Here is a 21,470-nt window from a genome sequence, read left to right as displayed (position 1 = left end):
GGGCTCTCACCTGTGCCGCTTTTCCCGCAGGAGTCTTCGCTTTGCCCTTTCATCAACCGCTAGAAGCAACTAAATAGATGAAACCTACATTTACCCTACCAATGAAAAAATCCGAATGAGTTTGATTCTCGCTCAAGAATCAAACTCATTCGGATCTTCCTTCAACTAAATAACTTTTGTTCCAGTCTCTTTATTCACAAAGTGGAAATTGAAGTGAAAAGCACGTTTCTTTTCCTTTTATGCTAGACACACTCACTTTTCCCTTCATATAATGAATAATGCTGAAAGATACCATCGTTCCAAGCCCCGTACCTTTTTCTTTTGTTGTAAAATACGGTTCGCCTAGCCGGTTGATTTGTTCTTGCGTCATGCCGCAGCCTGTATCGATAATATCCACAATAACAGCTCCGCCTTCTTTTGTTACTTTAACGGTTAACGTGCCTCCATTTTGCATGGCTTCAATACTATTTTTAAATAAATTGATTAGGCACTGCTGAAGCTTTCTTCTTTCTCCCATTACGAAGAACTTCACTTCTTCATCAAATGTAAAATCAATAGCGACTCCATTCATATTGGCAAGAGGCGTCATAATATGGGTGACATGATGAATCTCTTCTGAAATATTCATTTTTTCATTTCGTTCCGGAGCAGAATTGGCAAACAGCAAGTAATCATCAATGATTTCTTTTGCACGATCTAGTTCATTAATCGCAATGGAAATGTAGCGTTTTTTAGCAGGTTCTTTTTCATCTTCTTGCAGCATTTGCATAAATCCTCTGCTTGCCGTTAGAGGATTTCGCACCTCATGAGAGATGCTGGCAGCTAAATGACTGACAATTTCTAGTTTCTCTGCTTTCATCAGGCGCTGCAGCACTAGTAAATTTGCCCGTATCGCTTCCCACAGTATGGTAATGACAAACATGCCTGCTACATCTAAAATCGCGAATTGAACCCACACGCTAATAGGAATGCTTGTTACGTGCAAGACAAAAATAGATACAAGCATAGCTAATAAAGAACCGATTACACTAAGACAGGTGCTCACGATAATTCTATTTTTTAATGAGAAATGTAAAAAGTATTTTGTTATGAAAAATAAAGGAATGGATAAAATCGGAAGAGCAATTAGTGTTGATAAAAACCCTACATCGTACCCGCCAATTAGCAAGCGCAGCAGTAAAATAAAGACAAAAAGCAAGCTTCCTAGCGGCCAGCCTCCATATAGCGTTCCTAAAATATAAGGAATTCTTCGTAAATCCATTCGATAATCATCGGGGACATAAGCTCCGTTAACCGGAAACAAAAGGCAAAAGATAATAGCTAAAATCGGAAATACCGCGATATAACGATCTTTCCACCAATGAATTTTTTTAGCATACTTGATTAAATAAAACATCTGCACTAAAAACAGCGCCAATAAAATAAATAAAAAATTAATTAACAAATCTTTCGTGACAAAACTCATGTATTCACCGGTCTTTCAAATGAGATAAAAATAAACTCTTTTATTGCATTTACATTTGTAACACAAATTAGAGCGTAATCATAGACAAATAAACGTATTCTATTTACTTTTTTATAACTTCCTATGACTTTATCGTCCGTTCCCCAAAATAGTGAAGGCAAAGAAAACCTTTTCAACTCCACTAAAAATATTCAGAATTTTATTTACATATGAGCTACAATGCTCTATAATCAGATCAATGTACTTGGTTTTGAGAGTAGGAGGAAGAAACATGGAACTATCAATTACCTTAATGGGATTATTCGTCGGAACCCTAGTAGGCTTAACGGGAGTTGGAGGCGCCGCTTTATTAACACCTTTACTGATTGTACTCGGCATTAACCCTTCCATTGCCGTAGGAACAGATCTTGTCTACAATTCTATCACAAAATTATTTGGAGTCGCTCAGCACTATAAACAGCGAACCATTAACTTTAAATTAGCAAAATATTTAGCCTTCGGAAGTATTCCGAGCGCTGTTCTTGCCATTGTCACACTTCATGCATTTCCATCTTTTCACGAGCATCAAGAAACGATTATTAAGCACGCTCTTGGATATGTCATGACACTGGTTGCCATTTCAATTATCTTTCGCGTCTTTTTTGATAAATTCATTCGCCCAAATCGTTTTCAAGAAATGGACTTAAATCAGAAAAAAGGATTAACAATCGGAATTGGTGTAGTCTTTGGATTCATTGTCGGACTAACATCGATTGGTTCGGGCTCATTATTTGCGATTGCGATGCTGTACTTATTTAAGCTAAAAACATCTGAGCTAGTTGGAACTGATATTGCACATGCGTTTCTTCTCGTTACGGTGGCTGGTATTTTAAATGCAAGCTTCGGAAGCGTGGATTACATGTTGACTGCTAACCTATTAACTGGATCTATTCCAGGTGTGTTAATCGGAAGCCGTTTATCAACGAAAGTGCCTTCAAGACCGCTTCAAGCCATTATGGCAACCATCATTCTAATTAGCGGAATTAAATTAATTTAACAAATAAAAGCACATGCCTTTGCATGTGCTTTTTATTAGTTTTTTTAAAGATCTATATTAAAAATAATAATGTTTTAAACCACTCCCTTCCCTTCTTATACACTTCAACTAATATTTTTATTGAATTTTAGTCAAAGAGACCAATGACACCTCAAACAACCTTACGTTAAAATGTAAAAAAACATAACATCTATTGTGATATCTAAAAAATTGTACGACGAAGGGAGAACACATGACACAAACAGCGGCAAAAAGTAAGCAAAAACCTTTTTATAAAGGTCTTTTCTTTCAAATTATGATGGCGATTGTACTTGGCATAGCCGTAGGATATCTGTGGCCAAGCTTCGGGAATGCTGTGAAACCGATTGGAGACGGTTTTATTAAGCTTATCAAAATGCTGATTGCTCCTCTTATTTTTGGAGTAGTCGTTGTTGGAATTGCCAAGGTTGGAAACATTAAAACAGTTGGGCGTATCGGCGGAAAAACCATTCTTTACTTCGAAATTGTCACAACATTCGCTCTATTAATCGGTCTATTAGTAGCAAACGTAATGAATCCCGGCACCGGTATGAATGTTGATCCTTCAAGCTTAAGCACAAGCGAAGTGGACGCGAAAACTAACGGCTCCGAACTTCCGAGTGAAGGTGATTTTTTTCTTAATATGATTCCAGACAGTGCAGTTGGTGCTTTTTCAAGCAACTCCATGCTTCAAGTGCTTTTAATTTCTTGTTTGTTTGGCATCGCGCTTGTCCATATAAGTGGAAAAACAGCAGAGACACTTTTAAATGTATTGGAGAAAGTAAATGATGTATTGTTTAAAATTATGGGATACATTATGAAATTAACGGCTCTTGCCACGTTTAGTGCCATGGCATTTGCAGTTAGTCAGTACGGTCTTGGAACACTTGCTGCATTCGGAAAGCTGTTTATCGCTATGACAATTGCTTGTCTAGCATTTGTTCTTGTTTTAGCTGTTATTTTACGAATCTATTTAAAATTAAGTTTGTGGAAAGTCATTCTATATATACGAGAAGAAATTATGCTGGCATTTGCTACGGGTTCCACTGAAGCCGTTATGCCGCAGCTCATGGATAAATTCGAACAAGCAGGATGCAACAAAGCAGTCGTCGGCCTTGTTGTACCTACGGGCTATTCGTTTAATCTAGACGGTGCTTCCATTTACTTGTCTCTTGCCCTCGTCTTTTTAGCACAAGCAACGGGCGTGGATTTGAGCCTCACTGATCAGCTTTTAATGCTTGGTGTTCTTCTTCTTACGTCTAAAGGAATGGCTGGTATTCCAGGATCAGCTTTTGTTGCTCTCTCTGCTACCGCAGCAGCAACCGGATCCATTCCGGTAGCAGCCGTTTCTCTGATGCTCGCTCCTGATCGCTTTATGGGTAATTACCGGACTACAGTTAATATTATTGGTTATGCGGTAGCTGCTTTTATTATCGCACGATGGGAAAATTTATTAGATCTACAAAAAGCAAATGATGTGCTGGACGGAAAAATTGCGTATCAGCCCAAAAATGCTGAAATTTCTCTCCCAGAGAGTATTCCAGCAGCCAATGAAAAAGCATTTTAACAAAAAAATTTCCTGGCCGAGACAAGTCTATTTTGCTTGTTTTTCGGGCAGGAATTTAATTGTTACATGAAAGGCCTTTTGCTGAAACTTATTTTCTTCGAGTATTTTATATACCATTTGTTTAATCGTTTCTTGCGTTTTGGCATCAGCTGAAACGGAAGGCTCCATATACACATCCAGCTCTACTCTGTCTTTTGAGTAAAGGGAAGAATTCACGCCCCTTGATTCATAGCCCGCTTCAGTTAAACCGCTGCTGATTTTATGCCAAATATCCAGTTTGTCCATTTGTTTAATAACAGGCTTTGCTTCTTCGTACACTTGTGCTTGCTGAGTCTTGAAAACTTCTTCTTTTTTAGTAAAAACTGCATACCCTGAACCTACTACTAAAAACGTCATAATAGCAAATGCTCGCATCCTTTTCATTCTCTCACCTCATTTAGAGATATAGATTATAAATATGCGAATAATTGCTGCGGTATGACGGCTTGTATCTCTACTTCTTTTCCAATATACTCAGCAGTCGTTTAGAACCAGCTTCTACTTCTTCTATCATACTGGCAAAAAGCTCTTGCACCGTTGGAATATTATCAATCAGTCCAACGACTTGGCCTGCCCATCCATAGCCTTCATCGATTTTATTTTCATAAATATACCGGCAGTTTGCCCCTCCGCTAATGACGTCTTTTAACTCTTCGTACCTCTCTCCTTGCTGCTCACGCTCGATAATGTCAAGAGTGTAGTGGGACTTCAATACGCGTCCAGGTGCCCCGAACGAACGTTTAATAACCACAGTATCGGTTTCTTTGGCTTCTACAATAGCTTGTTTATATGCATCATGGGCATCTACACATTCTTTTGTCGCGATAAAACGTGTTCCCATTTCTATCCCTTCAGCGCCTAATGATAACGCTGCTAATAATCCTTGTCCGTTTCCAATCCCTCCGCTTGCCAAAACCGGAATTGACACAGCCGCAGCTACTCGAGGAATTAATACCATTGTACCCAGATCCTCACGTCCGATATGTCCTCCTGCTTCTTGCCCCACTGCCATGACAGCATCTGCTCCTAGCTTCTCGGCTTTTTGAGCTTGACGCACGTTGGCTACCAGTACGAGCGTTTTAATTCCCGTTCCTTTTAATCTCTCAAAAATAGGTGCGGGATTTGCTCCTGTTATGGAAACAACCGGCACGCCTTCTTCTACTGCTACGTCGAGAAGTTCTTTATAAGAACCTTCTGTTTGACCTCCCACAGCAAAATTAACGCCAAAAGGACGCTCAGTTAAAGAACGTACTTTCTTAATTTCAGCTCGTAGTTTCTCAGGTTTTCGGAGCGTCATAGCTGTGATTTGTCCAAGCCCGCCTGCATTTGAGACAGCAGCGGCAAGTTCTGCGTACGCTAAATACGCAAGACCTCCTTGTACAATTGGATATTGAATCCCTAATAAATCTGTTACCCGTGTTTTCATCTATGTATCCCCTCTCCTTTTATTTTTGTATTTATGAATACTTATTCATAATCATAACAAGAAAATAACGGATTTCCTACGAAAAAATTCCAACATTTCTGTTTGCTTCAACTTTTGATAGGGTACACATTTTGTAATGATTATTAACTGAAGATCAAGGAGGAAGACAGGTATGACAAAAAAGCACCCTGTAAATGAAAAAAGCAAGCAAGAACAGCTCGAGCAGTTTAAAACAGATGATCGAAACCAAGCGCTCACAACCAATCAAGGGTTAAAGCTTTCCGAAGATGAATTTTCTTTAAAAGCGGGTGAACGTGGTCCAACCCTTATGGAAGACTTTCATTTCCGTGAAAAAATGACGCATTTTGACCACGAGCGCATTCCTGAACGCATCGTTCATGCACGAGGCTTCGCTGCTCACGGAGAATTTGAACTGTATGACTCTCTCAGTGAATATACAAAAGCTAAATTTTTACAGAATCCGTCTGTAAAAACACCTGTATTTGTCCGTTTTTCTACTGTAGCAGGTTCTAAAGGTTCAGCTGAAACGGTGCGCGACGCCCGTGGTTTTGCAACAAAATTTTATACAGAAGAAGGAAACTATGACTTAGTTGGAAATAACATTCCCGTGTTCTTTATCCAAGATGCGATTAAATTTCCGGATTTAATTCACGCTGTTAAGCCTGAGCCACACAACGAAATGCCGCAGGCGGCTTCAGCACATGATACGTTTTGGGATTTTGTCGCCAATAACCAAGAGTCTGCTCACATGGTCATGTGGTCAATGTCAGACCGTGCAATTCCACGCAGTTTGCGTATGATGGAGGGCTTCGGCGTACATACTTTTCGCTTAGTTAATGCAGAAGGAAAAGCTCATTTTGTCAAATTCCACTGGAAGCCTGTGCTCGGAACGCATTCCCTCGTTTGGGACGAGGCTCAAACCATTTCTGGGAAAGACCCGGATTTTCATCGTCGCGATTTATGGGAATCGATTGAAAACGGAGACTATCCTGAATATGAGCTAGGCATTCAAATCATAGATGAGGAAGATGAATTTAAATTCGACTTTGACATTCTCGATCCAACTAAGCTTTGGCCTGAAGAAGACATTCCCGTCAAACTAGTTGGAAAAATGACCTTAAATCGAAATGTGGACAACGTATTTGCCGAAACGGAACAAGTCGCATTCCATCCGGGGCATGTAGTACCGGGAATTGATTTTTCTAACGATCCTCTCTTACAAGGAAGATTGTTTTCATACACAGATACCCAGCTTATTCGTCTTGGCGGTCCGAATTTTCACGAACTTCCAATCAACCGTCCAGTATGCCCGTTTCATAACAACCAACGAGACGGTTACGGACGTCAAACGATTAACAAAGGACCTGTCAGCTATCACAGAAACTCTCTTGCAACCAACACGCCGGCTCCTGTACCTGAATCAGAAGGCGGTTATGCTCACTATCAAGAAAAAGTGGAAGGAAGAAAAGTTCGAAGCCGCAGCGAAAGTTTTAAAGACCACTTTTCACAGGCAACGCTATTTTGGAATAGCATGAGCGCCCCTGAAAAAGAGCATATTATCAGTGCTTTTAGCTTTGAACTTGGAAAAGTAAAAAGCAAGTCTGTTCAGCAGCAGGTCGTTGATATGTTTGCCAACGTCAGTACAGTGCTAGCTAAACAAGTAGCACAAGCGATTGGTGCAACGCCTCCATCTGGAGAAGACGCGCCAGTGACCAAGTCATCTCCGGCTCTTAGTCAGGAGCAAACGATTAAAAAGCCGAATACGCGTAAAGTAGCTGTCATTGTAGCTAATGACTTTAGCAGTGACCTATCACAGGTGTTAAACAGTTTAAAACAACAGGGCATTCAGCCTGAAATTGTAAGCACAACCCTCCAAAACGTAAAAGGAACAGACGGGTCAGAGCTTGAAGTACAGCACACCTTCTTAACAAGTGACTCTGTCTTATTCGATGCGGTTTATGTTGTCGGAAGTTCGTCAGTTGATGAGAAGTTTCGTAAAGAAGCACTGACGTTTGCTCAAGAAGCATTCAAGCATTTTAAACCAATTGGCGCGACGGATGAAGGTGTTAAGTGGCTGCAAGCTGCTGGATTAGATAGTAGTCCCGGCGTCGTAACTGGAGAAACTACACGCTTTACAGATGAATTTATTGAAGCTATTTCAGCTCACCGCCACTGGAATCGTCACGTTATATAAATTACAAAAAAGATAGGGACCTACCCTATCTTTTTTATATGAAATCGCAGTAATTGAAGAAAAGCTTCTCTTTTGCTTATACTAGATAATGCATCTTAGATTTTCAGGAGGCAGAAGGAAGACATGCTCACAAACAAATCATCTTACTTTTTACAATTAACGAAACGATTCAAAAAAGCTGCAACGGCAAATTCAGTTATTCTTGGAATTTTGTTAGCTATTGTGGGAGGTTTTCTTGATGCTTATACGTATATAAGCAGAAACGGAGTATTCGCAAATGCACAAAGTGGAAATATCGTCTTATTAGGTGTAAAGGCAGCGCAAGGTCAATGGACAGAAGCTTTTCTTCATATTCCCCCTATTGTAGCCTTTATCCTAGGCGTTGCTGTAACCGAAACATTTAAGCAACCGCGATTTGTATCTGTACTCCCTGATACTTCTCGTATCGTATTGCTTTTAGAAATTGTCGTACTCATTATCGTTGGTTTTTTACCGTCTAGTGTTCCTAATATGTTGGTTACAGTAACAATTTCATTTGTTGCTGCTCTTCAAGTTTCTTCATTTAGAACTTTGATAAAATGGTCATATAATACAACCATGACAACCGGAAACCTTCGTACTGCTTCTCAAGCAGCATACTATGCTATATTCAAACGCGATGAAAACGCTGCTTATCAGTGCCTTCGTTTTAACGCCATTATCCTCTCTTTTTTGAGCGGCGCATTGTTAGGTTCTATTTCTACTTTCACCCTAGGGACAAAAGCAGTTTGGCTAGCTTCTGCTATTCTTTTTCTCGCTTTTGTCATTTTAAATTCAGAATCTCAAAAAAGCCTTTGAAATCATTGATTTCAAAGGCTTTTTTTATTAAACTGATTTTCTAAATGCCATAACGTGCAAATCTTTTACCGGATAAAAGTCGTTATCAGGAAAGCGAACGTAACCTCTTTTAGTGTACAGCTTAATGGCATGTTCCATTGAATGATCTGTATGTAAACCTAAATAAGAACACCCTAGCTCCCGAGATTTTTTTTCACACGCTTCAAGAAGCGCATTGGCGACTCCTTTTCGGCGATGAGACGGAGCAACTGCCAGCAGACGAATTTCAGCCCATGGAAATGGTTTTAACAATCCTCCATATACATCCGTATTTGGGGGATAAAACAAAACGCTTCCTGCCATTTCTCCATCGATTTCAGCTACAATGCACTCAAATTTCTTTTCTTCACTCAGGGTATGTAAAATTCCCTTTCGATATCTTTTCCAGTGTGCTTCTAATTTTACAGCTGCATATTGCTCATAAGCAGCAAGCGTCACTGTTTCAATAGATGATGTTTCTTCTTCTCTAGCTTTTCGAACGATCAATTTTTTCTCCTCCATTTACCTTCTTCGTTAATTCTTATTGTCTATGGTGAACCATGTTTATGCAACACATTTGCATCTTAAAACAGCTTCCTTTGCATATATTTAATCCGTTCATTATGGTTTCTAAAGCGGTCTTTGTGCTGAAACTCTGCTTGTCTTCATATACATATAAAGAGATTCATAGACAAGGATGAGACAGCATGTATAAAAAATTGATTGCAATTGGAATTGGCAGTGTGTTTGTTAGTATCGGAATTAACGTTTTTATTCTTCCGCTTCAGCTTGTAACAGGAGGCATTACCGGAATTAGCTTAATCATTAATTATTTACTTGGCTATAAAGTAGGTGTGATGATTTTTTGCTTAAACTTGCCGATTTACCTTCTCGCCCTGGGTTTTAACCGCTCTTATTTTTTAAATGCTATCTATGGCATGGTTCTCTCAGCCGTTATGATTGATTTGCTGTTTCCGCTTCACGGGATTTTTCACCTTCCCATTATCTTAAGCGCTTGCCTTGGAGGTGTTTTTAACGGAATCGGAACCGGCATCATGCTCCGGCAGCACGCAAGTCAAGGCGGGGTCGACTTATTTTCTCTGATACTTGCGAAATGGTTATCTTTAAACCCCGGCATCATCATTTTAGTGATTGACGCATCTATTATTATTTCAGGTATTTTACTGCTTCAAAACGATACAGCTATTTATTCATTATTCATTGTTGTATGCTCTGGTATAGTGACCAGTTTAATTACGTCATTCAAACGCATCATCGTCTATGTATAAGGAAAAAGCCTCGAGACATGCGTCTCGAGGCTTTTCTTTATTTGTCATTTAAGAATTCTTGCAGCGCTTCTTTATTTTTATCTAAATCAATATCAAGCACCATACCAACACCGCTATACGTTTTGTTTTCAAATGATCCGTCTAACGGCAGTCGCAGGCTTTGAACATCTTTCATGTTTCCTGTTACCACATCTTTAGCTAGAAGCATCATGCTTTTTGTATCTAAATTTGTATCGATGTAAGGATCCATTACGCCGAGAAGCTTCGGTATTTTAAACACGCTGTTTAGGCTTGCTGCTTCATCTTTAAGCTTTAAAACGACTTCTTGCTGGCGCTGAACGCGTCCAAAATCACTCATGTTATCATGGCGAAAACGTACGTAGCCAAGCAGTTGTTCACCGTGTAAAACTTGGGTACCTTTGTGAAGTGTCATACCAATTCCCGAAGACATATCGTGAGGCACGGTTACTTCAATGCCATCAGGTGCAATCGTATCTACAATTTTTGAAAACCCTTCGAAGTCCACAACTGCATAATAGTTAATATCGATATCAAAATTTTGTTTGATCGTTTGACGCAGCAGCTCAGGACCTCCGAACGCGTAAGCAGCATTCAGCTTTTGCTTGCCGTGTCCTGGAATATCCACATACATATCCCTCATAAGGGAAACAATTTTCGGGTGTTTGCTTTTAGAATCGTAGTGAGCAATTAAAATAGAGTCTGTACGAGAATGCTTTTCCCCGCGCGAGTCACTTCCTAACAGCAGCATATTTACTTCTCCGTTATTTGGGAGACTGCCTTGAAACTGTTCAAATGTCGTGCCGTCATCCGCAAATTTACCATCGCTTGCCATCGATAGCCCTTGCTTATATTGGAAATAGCTGTATATGCCTCCAACGATAATAAAAAGAAACAACAAAGCAAAGAACACTCTGCCCCATCGAACTCTTCTTCTTCTTTTGCGTCTTGTTCGCTCCACGTTTCTGTCACCAGCTTTCTTTTTCAATGAAGTTCTCATAAAACAAGCAAGTAGCTAAGCTTTTAAAAAGCTCCTCTACTTGCTTGTTTGGATTGTATGGTGTGAAAGCTTACATTACTTTTCTGTTTCTTGGTCTTTTCCATACATATATTTTGATGGATCGACCGGTTTAAAGTCATCTAATTTATTAAATCGTAATAAATCACCGTATAACACTTTATCAGAAAGTTCTAGCTCTCTTCCAACTTTCTTTTTATAAGCTTTCGCTTCGTCTGTTGCTGTGATTCTTTCTCCTGTGTTTGTATCGTAATACTTGCCGTCAATTGACGTGTATTTCGGAGAAACATAATCACCGTTTCTAAATGCTACTACCTGATCATGGTCTTTTGATAATAAATCTGTACCGAATTGAACATACTCTTTACTATCAATTCCCACTAAGTGAAGAAGCGTAGGTACTACGTCAATTTCACCGCCGTACGTATGGTTCACTCCACCTTTTACACCTGGTACGTGAAGGAAGAACGGTACGCGTTGAAGCTGAGCGTTTTTATATGGCGTAATTTTCTCACCAAGAACTTTTTCCATTGCTTTGTTATGATTTTCAGAAATACCGTAGTGGTCACCGTAAATCATAATAACTGAGTTGTCATATAAGCCTGAAGCTTTTAGCTCTGTAAAGAATTCTTGCAGTGATTCATCCAAATAACGAGCCGTTTGGAAATAACGGTCTACCGTTCCATCTCCTGTGTTTGCCGGCTCAATGCTAGCATCGCCTTTATCAAGGACAAATGGGAAATGGTTTGTTAATGTAATCATATGCGCATAGAACGGCTGCTTCAATGACTGTAGCATTGGCATAGATTCTTTGAAGAATGGCTTATCTTTTAATCCATAGTTTACTTTGTTATCACCAGTCATATTGTAATAACTTGCGTCAAAGAATTTATCCACACCGAACTGCTTATAAATTTCATTACGGTTCCAGAACGTTTTATAGTCTCCGTGTAAAACGGCACTCGTATAGCCACCCTCTTGATCTAAGATCGCTGGTGCTGCTTGGTACGTGTTGCGGCCTTTTAAGCTAAATGCTGATCCTTGAGGCAAGCCATATAATGACGTATCCATCATAAGCTCTGCATCAGCTGTTTTACCTTGTCCTGTTTGATGGAAGAAGTTATCAAAATACATAAATTCATTTCCATTTGCTAATGAATTTAAAAACGGCGTTACTTCTTGCCCGTTTAACTTGTAGTTAATCAGGAATGACTGAAATGATTCTAGATGAATTTTAATAATGTTTTTCCCTTTTGCTTTACCGGCATACTCAATATTTGGAGCTGCATAGTGACTTGTACTGAAGTTTTTCACTGTTGTTAAGTCATCACTGCTTGCGAATGCTCGCTGCTTTGAGTTTTTAAACGTTTGAACTGCATCATACACCGTGTAGTTGTATGCTCCTAAATATTTCACTAGGTAGTTGCGATCAAATGTTCTTGTTAATAATTCAGGGCGATCTTTTTCAGCATAGTGCAAGTTAATTGCAAAAGCGATAGCTCCTGCCGCTAGTACCATGAACGTATAGCGGAATTTAAGACGTGCTTTTGGCCATTCGATTTTTCTAACAAACAATAGCACAATCAGTAAAATGATATCTACAAAGTAAAAAATATCGTGAGCTTTTACTAAATCAGCGATACTGCCTCCCATATGACCCACATTGCTTGTTTGCGTTAAAGTAGGCAATGTCACAAAGTCATTGAAGAATCGATAATATAAAATATTGCTGTACAAAATGACCGTCATGATTGTACTAAGAATAAGCGTCCAAACGATGGATCTTTTTCCTTTTGCAAACAATGCTAATCCTAAGAAGATCAGGGTTGAACTAATTGGATTAATAAACAATAACGTTTTTTGCATTGAGTCACTTATATCTAAGTTGAACTCCACTTTGTAAGACATGTAAGACTTGATCCACATGAATAAAACCGCTATAAAAAAGTAAAACAACGGCTTTGAAAATAGTTTTTTCATTTTCAAATTCCTTTCACTAAAAAGTAGAGATTTCATGTTCAGCTAATCTCAGGAAAGTCCCCTACATCAAATCGTAACGGTTACGTCCTGCAAAAGATTACCCGAAAATGATTCAATTTGTCAAACAATATCATCTTCATCTCTTTTTTTAGTCATCTACAAAATTTACAAATTAACTTGTAATCTCTTATTTTTTATCGTGATGTTAATATTACACAATTGTTAATTTGTAAATTTTGTTCTCCCTATATTGCATACATATTAATTTACCACATTTCTACTCTGCAATAAAAGTATTTTTATATTTATTAGGCATAATATTTCACTTACTTAATGAAAAGGTACTATTGTACTGGACGGTATTCTTCGCTTACTGTTAGGACTAGTAAAAATAGACTTATCTATGCTTAGTCTTCCTCTTCATAAACAGCTACGCGGTCTCCTTGTGCAAAAGGCTGTGAAATAACAAGAAACTCAATCTCCTCGCTCGAACGATTCATCATTTGATGAAGAATGAATGGAAGTACTTCTACTCCTTCATGTGCTTTTACATCATAAATAATTCCGTCTACTTCTAGAGCAGCTGTTCCTTTTAATACAAAGAAAAATTGCTGTGCTCTCGTGTGATAATGCCTTACCTCTTTCGTATGAGGGGGCATGCGCTCATGAATAATACTTACGTCTTTATTTTTCACTAGGTGCCACCCATCGCATTTTCCTCCCCACACATAGTGTTCTGCGTTTTGCTTACTGACTTTCATGACTAGCTCCCCTTTTTCTAATAAATGAGCACCTGCAGATTAAATAGAAATTCTATGTGATCTTTTTAATCTTGCTATTGGAAATACTTTTTTGAGATGAAGGTTTTGGCTTCAAAGTAAAAAGCATTCCTAAAAAGATCAAAACAATGCCTGCAAGCTGAAAAAGCGTCGGGCGAAATCCCGTGAATGCTGTATCTAATAAAATAGCAACGGCTGGATCTAAAAATACCAGAACTGAAATTACCTGAGTTTTTAAGTAGCGCAGGCTGTCGAAAAACAAATAATACACTAAACCAGTATGTACAAAGCCTGTTACTAAAATCGCTGTCCAATTGGCCGTTGTGAGGAGATGAAAATCATTAAAGTGAACAAACGGCAATAATAAAAAAATTCCTAAAAAAGTCTGAAGAAATGTAACAGCGTAAGCACTCGTATGAATAATTCCTTTGCCAAGCAGCGTCGTGCATGCATAAAACAAAGCGGCTAAAAGCGCCCACAGTATTCCTGACGACATGAAGCCATCAATCGTAAGTTCCTTCACCCCAATAATCAGAATTGTTCCCACAAAACAAATAAAAATAGACATAACGCCAAGAACCGTTAATTTCTCCTTAAAGATACAGCTTCCCAGAAGCAATACTAAGATGGGCGCAAGTTGATAAACAGAAATAGCTACCGTAACGGACATCATTTCAAATGCTTTAAATAGAAATACCCAGTTAAACACAAGAAATATTCCGCACAGTAAAATCTGCTTTATTTCTTTGGCATTCCATTTCTCCCTTTTATATTCACCAGTTACAAACCAGCACATTCCGAGAAAAAGCGTTGCACAAATACAGCGAACAAATACTAAATCAAAAGAAGGCAGTCCAGTTTGTGTGGAGAAAAAGCCAATTGAACCAAAAATACTCATTGAAACCATCATTTTTACCATTGGGCCTGCTTTCATTTTTCTACCTCACTTTCAGAAAACTATTATTATTCAAACATAAAGAAGCCCATTTGTAAATTAATGGTTCAAAAGCGCTATTCCATGAAGAAGCAAAAAGCGCAAAGACACGGGGGCAGTCCCATCGTCTTTGCGCTTTTCTGTCTTTCTTTTAATCTTCAACCGGGAACCAGCCTGGCGTGTTGATAACGGCTTGCCACAGTGGATCAGGAATGACAAGCTTTTCCTGATCTTTTTTACTTAATGTTGTCACAATTTCATTTTCGCGGCCTTCTTTGACTTTTTGAACCCAGTCTGGATCTATAATTAATTCACGGCCAATCGCAAGCAGTGGAATACCCGTTTCAAGAGCTGCTGCTGCTTCGTCTGCTGTATGAATAGAACCTACGCCCATCACAGGCACGCGACTTCCTACTCGCTCTTGAATAATTTCAATACGTGAACGAGTATCTTCCACGCCTCGGCGCGGTTTTGACCAGAATTCCATTAGGGATACGTGAAGGTAATTAAGGTCTTTTTCTGCTAGTGCATCAACTAACTTCAACGTATCAGCCATTGTGATTCCGGGCGTTTCAGGCTCTTCTGGCGAGAAGCGATAGCCTACTAAAAATGGCTCTTTTGCATGTTTAGAAACGGCTTGCTTTACTTCGTCTACGATTGCTAGCGGGAATGTTAAGCGTTTTTCCACGCTGCCACCCCATTTATCTTCGCGGCGATTAGAATGCGGAGAAAAGAACTGCTGAATTAAATAGTTATTTGCTCCGTGGATTTCAACTCCGTCAAATCCTGCTTCAATAGCACGGCGCGTCATCTCACCAAAATCATGAATAATGCCTTCAATTTCTGCATTTGTTAACTCTCGAGGCACCGGTGCTCCTTCTTGTTCTGCAGCAACAGCACTTGCGCTAACAACCTCTCCATTTGGAACAAGCTCAGGCGGACACATGCGGCCTCCGTGGAAAATTTGAAGAACTGCTTTTGCTCCTTGATCTTTAATTGCTGTTGCTAAACGGCGCAGGCTAGGAATCATTTCATCGCTGTCTGCAGCAAACTCTCCGTGAAATCCTTTGCCGTTCGGCGTTCCGTATGTACATGCTGTAATGACCATACTAACACCGTTTGAACGTCGTACATAATAGTCTACTTCTGCATTTGATACTGTTCCATCTTCATTTGATGAAAAATTTGTCATAGGTGCAAGAATAACGCGGTTATCTAATTTGATGCCATTTGAAAAAGTAAATGGCTGTAAAAGCGGCTCATACTTTTTATTTGTCATTTTATTTCCCTCCAAAAATGATACGGTCAAAAATATTGGCATATTATAGGTAGAAACTGTTTTCTTTCCTACTAATATGTGTCATTTAAAACTGTAACTTTAAAATATACTGTTATTTTAAGCTGTACAGTTTTGCCTGTCAAAGAATAAGACTTTCTCATATAAAAAAGCACTCATACACTGAGTGCCTTTTTATCATTGCGAAAGAGGTTCTTGATTATACATAAATGCTTTTACTTTTACATATTGAGCTTCTAACTCTTGAAGTGTCAGTTCGTATAGATGCCGATTTCCTTTTTTATAAATACCAAAATTCAATAGCGCATTAATAAACCAATTTTTCTTATGTTCCGTTTCAGGCTGTGTGTGTTGTTTCACCATTTCCACCACCTAAGTTTATCTCATATTAATTTTGCAAAGCATTCGCTTTTACATAAATAATTTTACTTCTGTACGATGAAAAAACAGTGAAATAGAAAGCTTTTTTATTTTAAATTTCCGCAGCCGGACCCGCCATTTTTTTGCGTCTTTTTACTCCTGCTAATATTTTTTCAATATAATAAATAACAATAATAAAAACCGACATAATAGCAAAATAAGTACCGATTACAACAAAAGGATTCGGACTTTCAAAACCGCCTTCTTTTCCTTTCATCCCTCTTTCCAAACCTCCGCCATCGTGATCAAAGTTCGGACGTTCGTGACCAGCAGATGCCATCGCAGAAGATTTGTTCTCGCTAAATGAATGGCGATCAAAATCCGGCTTCCCACCGCCTTTTTGCGGCATATCTGAGGAACTTAAATTCAGCACTCTCGTTACTCCTCCAAGCTTTCCAAGAAAACCCGTCTCATTTATTTCGTATATGCCAACGACTAACAGTGCAACGGTTGCGAGCTTAGCTGCTATGTTCAAGCTTTTCTTTGACTTTTGGAATTTCGTCATATTTTTACATACATTTATAACCCATTGCCAATGAAGGCCTATGTGAGCGGCTACTAAAATTAACACTAAAAATGATACTGAAATATGCGAAACCTTAAACCACTGTTCATTACCAATATTAATATTCGGAAATACTACTCTTGAAATAAAAATACCGCTAATCATAATAAATGACATCGTAATCAACAGCATGATATTAAAAAAATAACCGAACTTTGTTCTGCGCGGAAGCTTGCGGTCAAATAATTTAACCGTAACTCTCTTTACCCACTGCCAGTTTAGCAGCACGTGGGTAAAAAACGCGACGGCAATCGCTAGCCCCGCAATTTCATGAAACGTTAACCCTCCCAATACTTGTTTGTTAAAAAATAAAACAAACGTAACGGCCATTAAAAGATCCAGTCCAAACCGGACATACATCATCTTTTTCACTCTATTCATTCTCCTCACCTATGTATTTGTCAAAACAACCTCTTTTTCATATTTCTTAATGTAAGCAGAGTTGGTGAAAATTAGGTGAAACGACTGATTTTTTTACCAAAATAACCAGTCCTGAGTTCTAAAAAAACCAAAGTTCCATCATTTTATTTTTTAAAAAATAGCTGTTGACAAAGAAAAAAGAAGCACGTATAGTAATGGTTATTCATCAAGAACTTTCAGATTTTAATCAAAAACACAGCGATTGGGAGTAGTAGAAGCTTATTATTCGGTCAAGAGAGCTACGGGTTGGTGCAACGTAGTCCAATAATACTTTGAACTCGCCCAGGAGTGGTAATTCAGAAAGAATGCAGAAGTATTCTCTAAGTTTTAACGTCTAACCTTCGTTATCAGGTTTTAAGCAGGGTTCTTTAAGAGCCAACAAGAGTGGTACCGCGGTTAGCTAAAGCTTATCGTCTCTTCTCTCATTTGATAATGAGGTAGGAGACGATAAGCTTTTTTTATTTTATAAAAAAGTGGAGGGAAAAGTCATGAAGAAGGACAACCAAGGTTTACAGCGAACAATGACTTCACGTCACATTATGATGATGGCGCTAGGTGGAGCAATTGGCGCTGGTTTATTTAAAGGAAGCAGCTCAGCTATTGATATGGCAGGACCATCAGTTATCATTGCTTATTTAATTGGCGGAATTATTTTACTATTCATTATGCAAGGTCTTGCTGAAATGGCGGTTCGAAACAGTGACGCACGAACGTTTCGTGATTTAGTTCAGTCGATTTTAGGAAGCTACCCCGCTTATTTTTTAGACTGGATTTACTGGAAAATGTGGGTGTTAAACATTGCAGCTGAAGCCGTTGTAGCAGCTATTTTTATTCAGTACTGGCTTCCTGATTATCCAATTTGGATGCTTGCTTTAGGCGTATCCGTTATTGTCACAGTTATTAACTTGCTTTCGGTTAAAGCATTTGCTGAAACGGAATACTGGTTAGCCTTAATTAAAATTACGGTCATTGTGATCTTTATCATCGCTGGACTTCTATTACTATTTGTATCATTTGGTCACCATACCGCAGCGGGTTTTTCGAATTTAAGTGATCACGGCGGTTTCTTCCCTAAAGGACCAACTGGGTTAATTACAGCGATGCTAGTTGTCATCTACTCTTACGGTGGAACTGAAATCATCGGGGTGACGCTAGCTGAAACAAAAAACCCTGAAAAAGTAGTACCAAAAGCTGTGCGCAGCACATTAACGCGCATCATTGCTTTTTATCTGTTCCCATTTTTTATCATCGTGAGCTTGATTCCTTGGAATGAAGTGAACGGCGTTTCTCAAAGTCCTTTTGTGATGGTATTTAACATGATTGGAATTCCCGGAGCAGATCATATTATGAATGCCGTGATCTTGTTAGCCGTTATTTCTTCAATGAACTCAGGACTTTACGGTTCATCACGTATTTTATATACGCAAGCAGTAGACGGTCGAGTGCCGAAGATATTTTCGAAACTTTCTGTTAACAAAGTTCCTGTCTATGCAATCTTAATGTGTACATCATCCCTTTATGTGGGCGTGTTGATTTCCTTATTTGCAGGAAGTAAAACATTTGATTATTTGATGGGATCCTTAGGATATACCGTGTTGTTTATTTGGTTGATTATTGCGATCGCACACTTAAAGTCCCGCAAAGTTCAGCCAGAAGCATCGAGCAGCTACTCTGTTAAATGGTTTCCTTATACGACGTGGGCTGCCCTAATTGCACTAAGCGCTATTTTAATTGGTGTTATCTGCACAACCTCCGTTGTTATTACGACTATTACACTGGCTATCTATTTATTTATTACAGCTACGTATATCTTTAAAGGCCGCTTTTATCGATCATCAGCAGTCAAGCACGCTAAATAAAAAAACGCCTCCTTTGAGTCATCAGAGGCGGCGTTTTTTTATTTAAAATGTTAAGTACCAATAGCCAAGTGCAAAGCCGATATAGTTACCAATAATATAGCCAAGCGTTCCTACTACCAAGATAGGACCAACCAAACTTCCCCATCCTTTAGCAATCGCCATTGCACTTGCTGTCGTAGGTCCCCCTACCGTTGCATTGCTCGCCAGTAAAATATGTTCTAAATCAATTTTAAATACTTTTCCTAAAAGCAGCCCCACAATTAAATTACTCATTCCCACAATGAGCACAAATAGAATCAAAAGCGGTGCTTTTTCAACAATTAATGGAATGGACGCCGGCACTCCAATGACAACAAAGAAAATATAAATGAAGTACGTGCCGATTTCTTGGCTTCCGCTAATGTTTTTAAAATAAGAAGGAAACAGATAAATGACAAGAAACGTAAGTGTGGAAAGCAATAAATATTTTTCGCTCAAAATAGTATGTAATAACGTTTGAACTACCGAAACATTTGGACCAGTTGGAATGATTGTTCCAAACCATTCGGCTAATTTAAACGATGCAACCACTAGAAAAAATGATGTACCAATTGAAGCCGCCACGTCTTTTAACGAAATTTCTTTTTTCGCCCAATATTTTTCTGCAAGCGTATGACGATCATTTTCTCCATATTGCCCAGCCTCTACTTCTTGAATATGAGGTGTCTTAAAATGTTTCCTAAAAAACTTCATAGAAGGAACAAACATATACACGGCAAACAGCAAAGCCATGACCATATTATCAGCAACCACCGTCGCCGAAACCATTTGACTTGATGGTTCAAATTTGGCCGTAACGGTAGCAAAGTTAACCCCTCCACCTACATAAGAAGCGCCGATAGCAGCTGCAATTTTTGCTAGTTCAGGAATATAATCTTTTAATAACAAGAAGCCTACCGTGCTCCCTATGACCGTTCCTACTGCACAGATTAAGAAAATAAAAAGCAGTTTCCGGCTTTCTTGAAATAATTCTTTCATATTGACTTGAAATAACAATAATGGAATGGCAAGCGGTACTAGATACGCCCAAACCGCATCATAAACCGGCGACTCTGTTGGAATGATTTTTAAATTTGATAGGATAAGCGCTCCTGCTAGCGCAATAATAGCTCCTGACAGAAAAGAAGCCCACTTATACTTTTGTTCGAGAAAAATACTAACAGAAGCCCAAATTGCTAAAATTCCCCATAGTGCCCACGTATCATCAGCTTGAATAATAGTAAAAATCACAAGCTACTCCTTTCTTTCTCTTTGTAAGAAATAGAATTTTCAGAAAATATATCTTTAAATTTTATCAATATATGCCAAATTCCGTCAATCTATAAAAAAGAATCGAGGACATAATAGTTTAGTTAAAGTGAAACACGAACTATCTATCAAAAAGGATGAATAGTTCGTGTTTTTTTATGATTATAGTGAACGTAGGTTTCATGTAGGTAACTACTTCTAGCTGTTGATTATAGGACAAGGCGAAGACTCCTGCGGGGAAAGCGAAGCCTTGCACGGAAATCAACAGCGATGTCACAAGCAGTTCAGCTCATGTATCCCGATTGTTAGTCTTTAGATTAGATTCATTTTGTGATGTCCCAGCCTCACTTTTTATTTACGAACAAGCACTGGAATCTGCTGCTGAATCTGCTGCAAAGGAGCGCTTGTTTTCTCTGTTAACGAACGCAAGATTCCTCCTTCGATCATACAGTTAATCACAACTGCAAGCTCTCCTGCCTGCTTCTCTTGAAATCCGCTCTCTATCATTTTTTCTCTAAAAAGTTTTTCCCAATCTTGAAACGCTGCGTAGCAGACTTCGCGCAGCGGTTCATTAATAAGAGCCGTTTCTCCAGCCAGCAGTCCAACAGGCATACCAGCAATACTTTCTTCGTGTTCAAACTGCTTGGACAATTCTTCAATAAAATACTGAATAGCCTGCGCTGCGTCAGAAGATTTATTTAGACTTTCTTTAATTTGAACTTGTACGTATTTATTCGTATATTGAACAGCGTGAATCGCCAGTTCTTCTTTCCCTTTTGGAAAATAATAATAAAGAGACCCTTTTGGCGACCCACTCTCTTTAATAATTTGATTTAATCCTGTTGCATGATAGCCTTGCAGCTGAAAAAGCCGCGATGCTGTTTCTAAAATCTTATCGCGTGCATTTGCTTTCTTCACAAAACGATGCCTCCCCTATTATAATAAGTGGTTTCTATAACACTACTTATCATATAAGGAAATGA

At 38.8% G+C, this 21,470-nt stretch carries 19 protein-coding genes and 1 other annotated feature; of the genes, 6 read left to right on the top strand and 13 right to left on the bottom strand.

From position 1 onward, the window contains the following. Positions 1-190 precede the first annotated feature (190 nt). The gene (locus tag AC4NPH_RS15985) at positions 191-1,465 is read right to left on the bottom strand and encodes an ATP-binding protein (RefSeq protein ID WP_098196878.1); all 1,275 of its coding nucleotides are present in this window, start codon (positions 1,463-1,465) and stop codon (positions 191-193) included. 271 nt (positions 1,466-1,736) lie between these two features. Here AC4NPH_RS15985 and AC4NPH_RS15980 point away from each other — a divergent pair, with 271 nt between their 5' ends. Next, positions 1,737-2,501: a sulfite exporter TauE/SafE family protein gene (locus AC4NPH_RS15980; RefSeq protein ID WP_013058623.1), complete on the top strand. Its 765-nt coding sequence runs from the start codon at positions 1,737-1,739 to the stop codon at positions 2,499-2,501. Positions 2,502-2,733: 232 nt separating this feature from the next. Continuing rightward, positions 2,734-4,086 carry a cation:dicarboxylate symporter family transporter gene (locus AC4NPH_RS15975; protein WP_098196880.1) on the top strand — a complete coding sequence of 451 codons (1,353 nt, stop codon included), beginning with the start codon at positions 2,734-2,736 and terminating at the stop codon, positions 4,084-4,086. Between the two features lie 27 nt (positions 4,087-4,113). Here the strand turns inward: AC4NPH_RS15975 and AC4NPH_RS15970 are convergent, their stop codons facing one another. Both AC4NPH_RS15970 and AC4NPH_RS15965 read right to left on the bottom strand, forming a co-directional pair. Next, positions 4,114-4,509, bottom strand: coding sequence for a hypothetical protein (locus AC4NPH_RS15970; protein WP_013058625.1), 396 nt, complete (start codon positions 4,507-4,509; stop codon positions 4,114-4,116). Between the two features lie 70 nt (positions 4,510-4,579). Beyond that, on the bottom strand, positions 4,580-5,551 hold the full coding sequence (locus tag AC4NPH_RS15965) for an NAD(P)H-dependent flavin oxidoreductase (RefSeq protein ID WP_013058626.1): 972 nt from the start codon (positions 5,549-5,551) through the stop codon (positions 4,580-4,582). Between the two features lie 172 nt (positions 5,552-5,723). Between AC4NPH_RS15965 and AC4NPH_RS15960 the strand changes: the two genes are divergently transcribed. Together AC4NPH_RS15960 and AC4NPH_RS15955 are read left to right on the top strand one after the other, a co-directional pair. Then, entirely contained in the window at positions 5,724-7,766 is a 2,043-nt protein-coding gene (locus AC4NPH_RS15960; RefSeq protein ID WP_491938813.1) for a catalase, read from the top strand. A 123-nt stretch (positions 7,767-7,889) separates the two neighbouring features. Beyond that, a complete protein-coding gene (locus AC4NPH_RS15955) occupies positions 7,890-8,603 on the top strand; it encodes a YoaK family protein (protein WP_491938812.1) in 714 nt (237 codons plus the stop codon). A 27-nt stretch (positions 8,604-8,630) separates the two neighbouring features. Here the strand turns inward: AC4NPH_RS15955 and AC4NPH_RS15950 are convergent, their stop codons facing one another. After that, entirely contained in the window at positions 8,631-9,128 is a 498-nt protein-coding gene (locus tag AC4NPH_RS15950) for a GNAT family N-acetyltransferase (protein ID WP_491938811.1), read from the bottom strand. Between the two features lie 200 nt (positions 9,129-9,328). Between AC4NPH_RS15950 and AC4NPH_RS15945 the strand changes: the two genes are divergently transcribed. Beyond that, positions 9,329-9,910: a YitT family protein gene (locus tag AC4NPH_RS15945; RefSeq protein WP_013058630.1), complete on the top strand. Its 582-nt coding sequence runs from the start codon at positions 9,329-9,331 to the stop codon at positions 9,908-9,910. Between the two features lie 37 nt (positions 9,911-9,947). On the opposite strand, the gene AC4NPH_RS15940 is transcribed toward AC4NPH_RS15945, so the two are convergent. From AC4NPH_RS15940 to AC4NPH_RS15910, 7 genes are all read right to left on the bottom strand, one after another. Next, positions 9,948-10,916, bottom strand: a complete 969-nt coding sequence (locus AC4NPH_RS15940) for an LCP family protein (protein ID WP_013058631.1) — start codon at positions 10,914-10,916, stop codon at positions 9,948-9,950. An 87-nt stretch (positions 10,917-11,003) separates the two neighbouring features. Further along, positions 11,004-12,926: a lipoteichoic acid synthase gene (gene ltaS / locus AC4NPH_RS15935; RefSeq protein ID WP_491938810.1), complete on the bottom strand. Its 1,923-nt coding sequence runs from the start codon at positions 12,924-12,926 to the stop codon at positions 11,004-11,006. A gap of 407 nt (positions 12,927-13,333) precedes the next feature. Next, entirely contained in the window at positions 13,334-13,687 is a 354-nt protein-coding gene (locus AC4NPH_RS15930; RefSeq protein ID WP_013058633.1) for a cupin domain-containing protein, read from the bottom strand. 52 nt (positions 13,688-13,739) lie between these two features. Then, positions 13,740-14,639: a DMT family transporter gene (locus tag AC4NPH_RS15925; RefSeq protein WP_491938809.1), complete on the bottom strand. Its 900-nt coding sequence runs from the start codon at positions 14,637-14,639 to the stop codon at positions 13,740-13,742. Between the two features lie 151 nt (positions 14,640-14,790). Then, complete coding sequence (locus tag AC4NPH_RS15920; protein ID WP_013058635.1) at positions 14,791-15,918, bottom strand: NADH-dependent flavin oxidoreductase; 1,128 nt, start codon at positions 15,916-15,918, stop codon at positions 14,791-14,793. A gap of 195 nt (positions 15,919-16,113) precedes the next feature. Beyond that, on the bottom strand, positions 16,114-16,299 hold the full coding sequence (locus AC4NPH_RS15915) for a Fur-regulated basic protein FbpA (protein WP_013058636.1): 186 nt from the start codon (positions 16,297-16,299) through the stop codon (positions 16,114-16,116). A 109-nt stretch (positions 16,300-16,408) separates the two neighbouring features. Beyond that, complete coding sequence (locus AC4NPH_RS15910) at positions 16,409-17,293, bottom strand: DUF4405 domain-containing protein (protein ID WP_418055127.1); 885 nt, start codon at positions 17,291-17,293, stop codon at positions 16,409-16,411. A 237-nt stretch (positions 17,294-17,530) separates the two neighbouring features. After that, positions 17,531-17,762 (top strand) — a binding site (T-box leader). 67 nt (positions 17,763-17,829) lie between these two features. Here AC4NPH_RS15910 and AC4NPH_RS15905 point away from each other — a divergent pair. Further along, positions 17,830-19,200 (top strand): amino acid permease, encoded by a 1,371-nt coding sequence (locus AC4NPH_RS15905; RefSeq protein WP_029323851.1) that lies wholly within the window; start codon positions 17,830-17,832, stop codon positions 19,198-19,200. A gap of 42 nt (positions 19,201-19,242) precedes the next feature. Here the strand turns inward: AC4NPH_RS15905 and AC4NPH_RS15900 are convergent, their stop codons facing one another. Then, the gene (locus AC4NPH_RS15900; protein WP_013058639.1) at positions 19,243-20,469 is read right to left on the bottom strand and encodes a DUF819 family protein; all 1,227 of its coding nucleotides are present in this window, start codon (positions 20,467-20,469) and stop codon (positions 19,243-19,245) included. Between the two features lie 369 nt (positions 20,470-20,838). After that, positions 20,839-21,405 carry a TetR/AcrR family transcriptional regulator gene (locus AC4NPH_RS15895; RefSeq protein WP_075419365.1) on the bottom strand — a complete coding sequence of 189 codons (567 nt, stop codon included), beginning with the start codon at positions 21,403-21,405 and terminating at the stop codon, positions 20,839-20,841. Positions 21,406-21,470: the final 65 nt, after the last annotated feature.

It is taken from the genome of Priestia sp. MDV22-iso46, assembly GCF_058629175.1.
The sequence above is the reverse complement of the archived record's forward strand: the minus strand, read 5'-3'. Positions and strand labels throughout refer to the sequence as shown.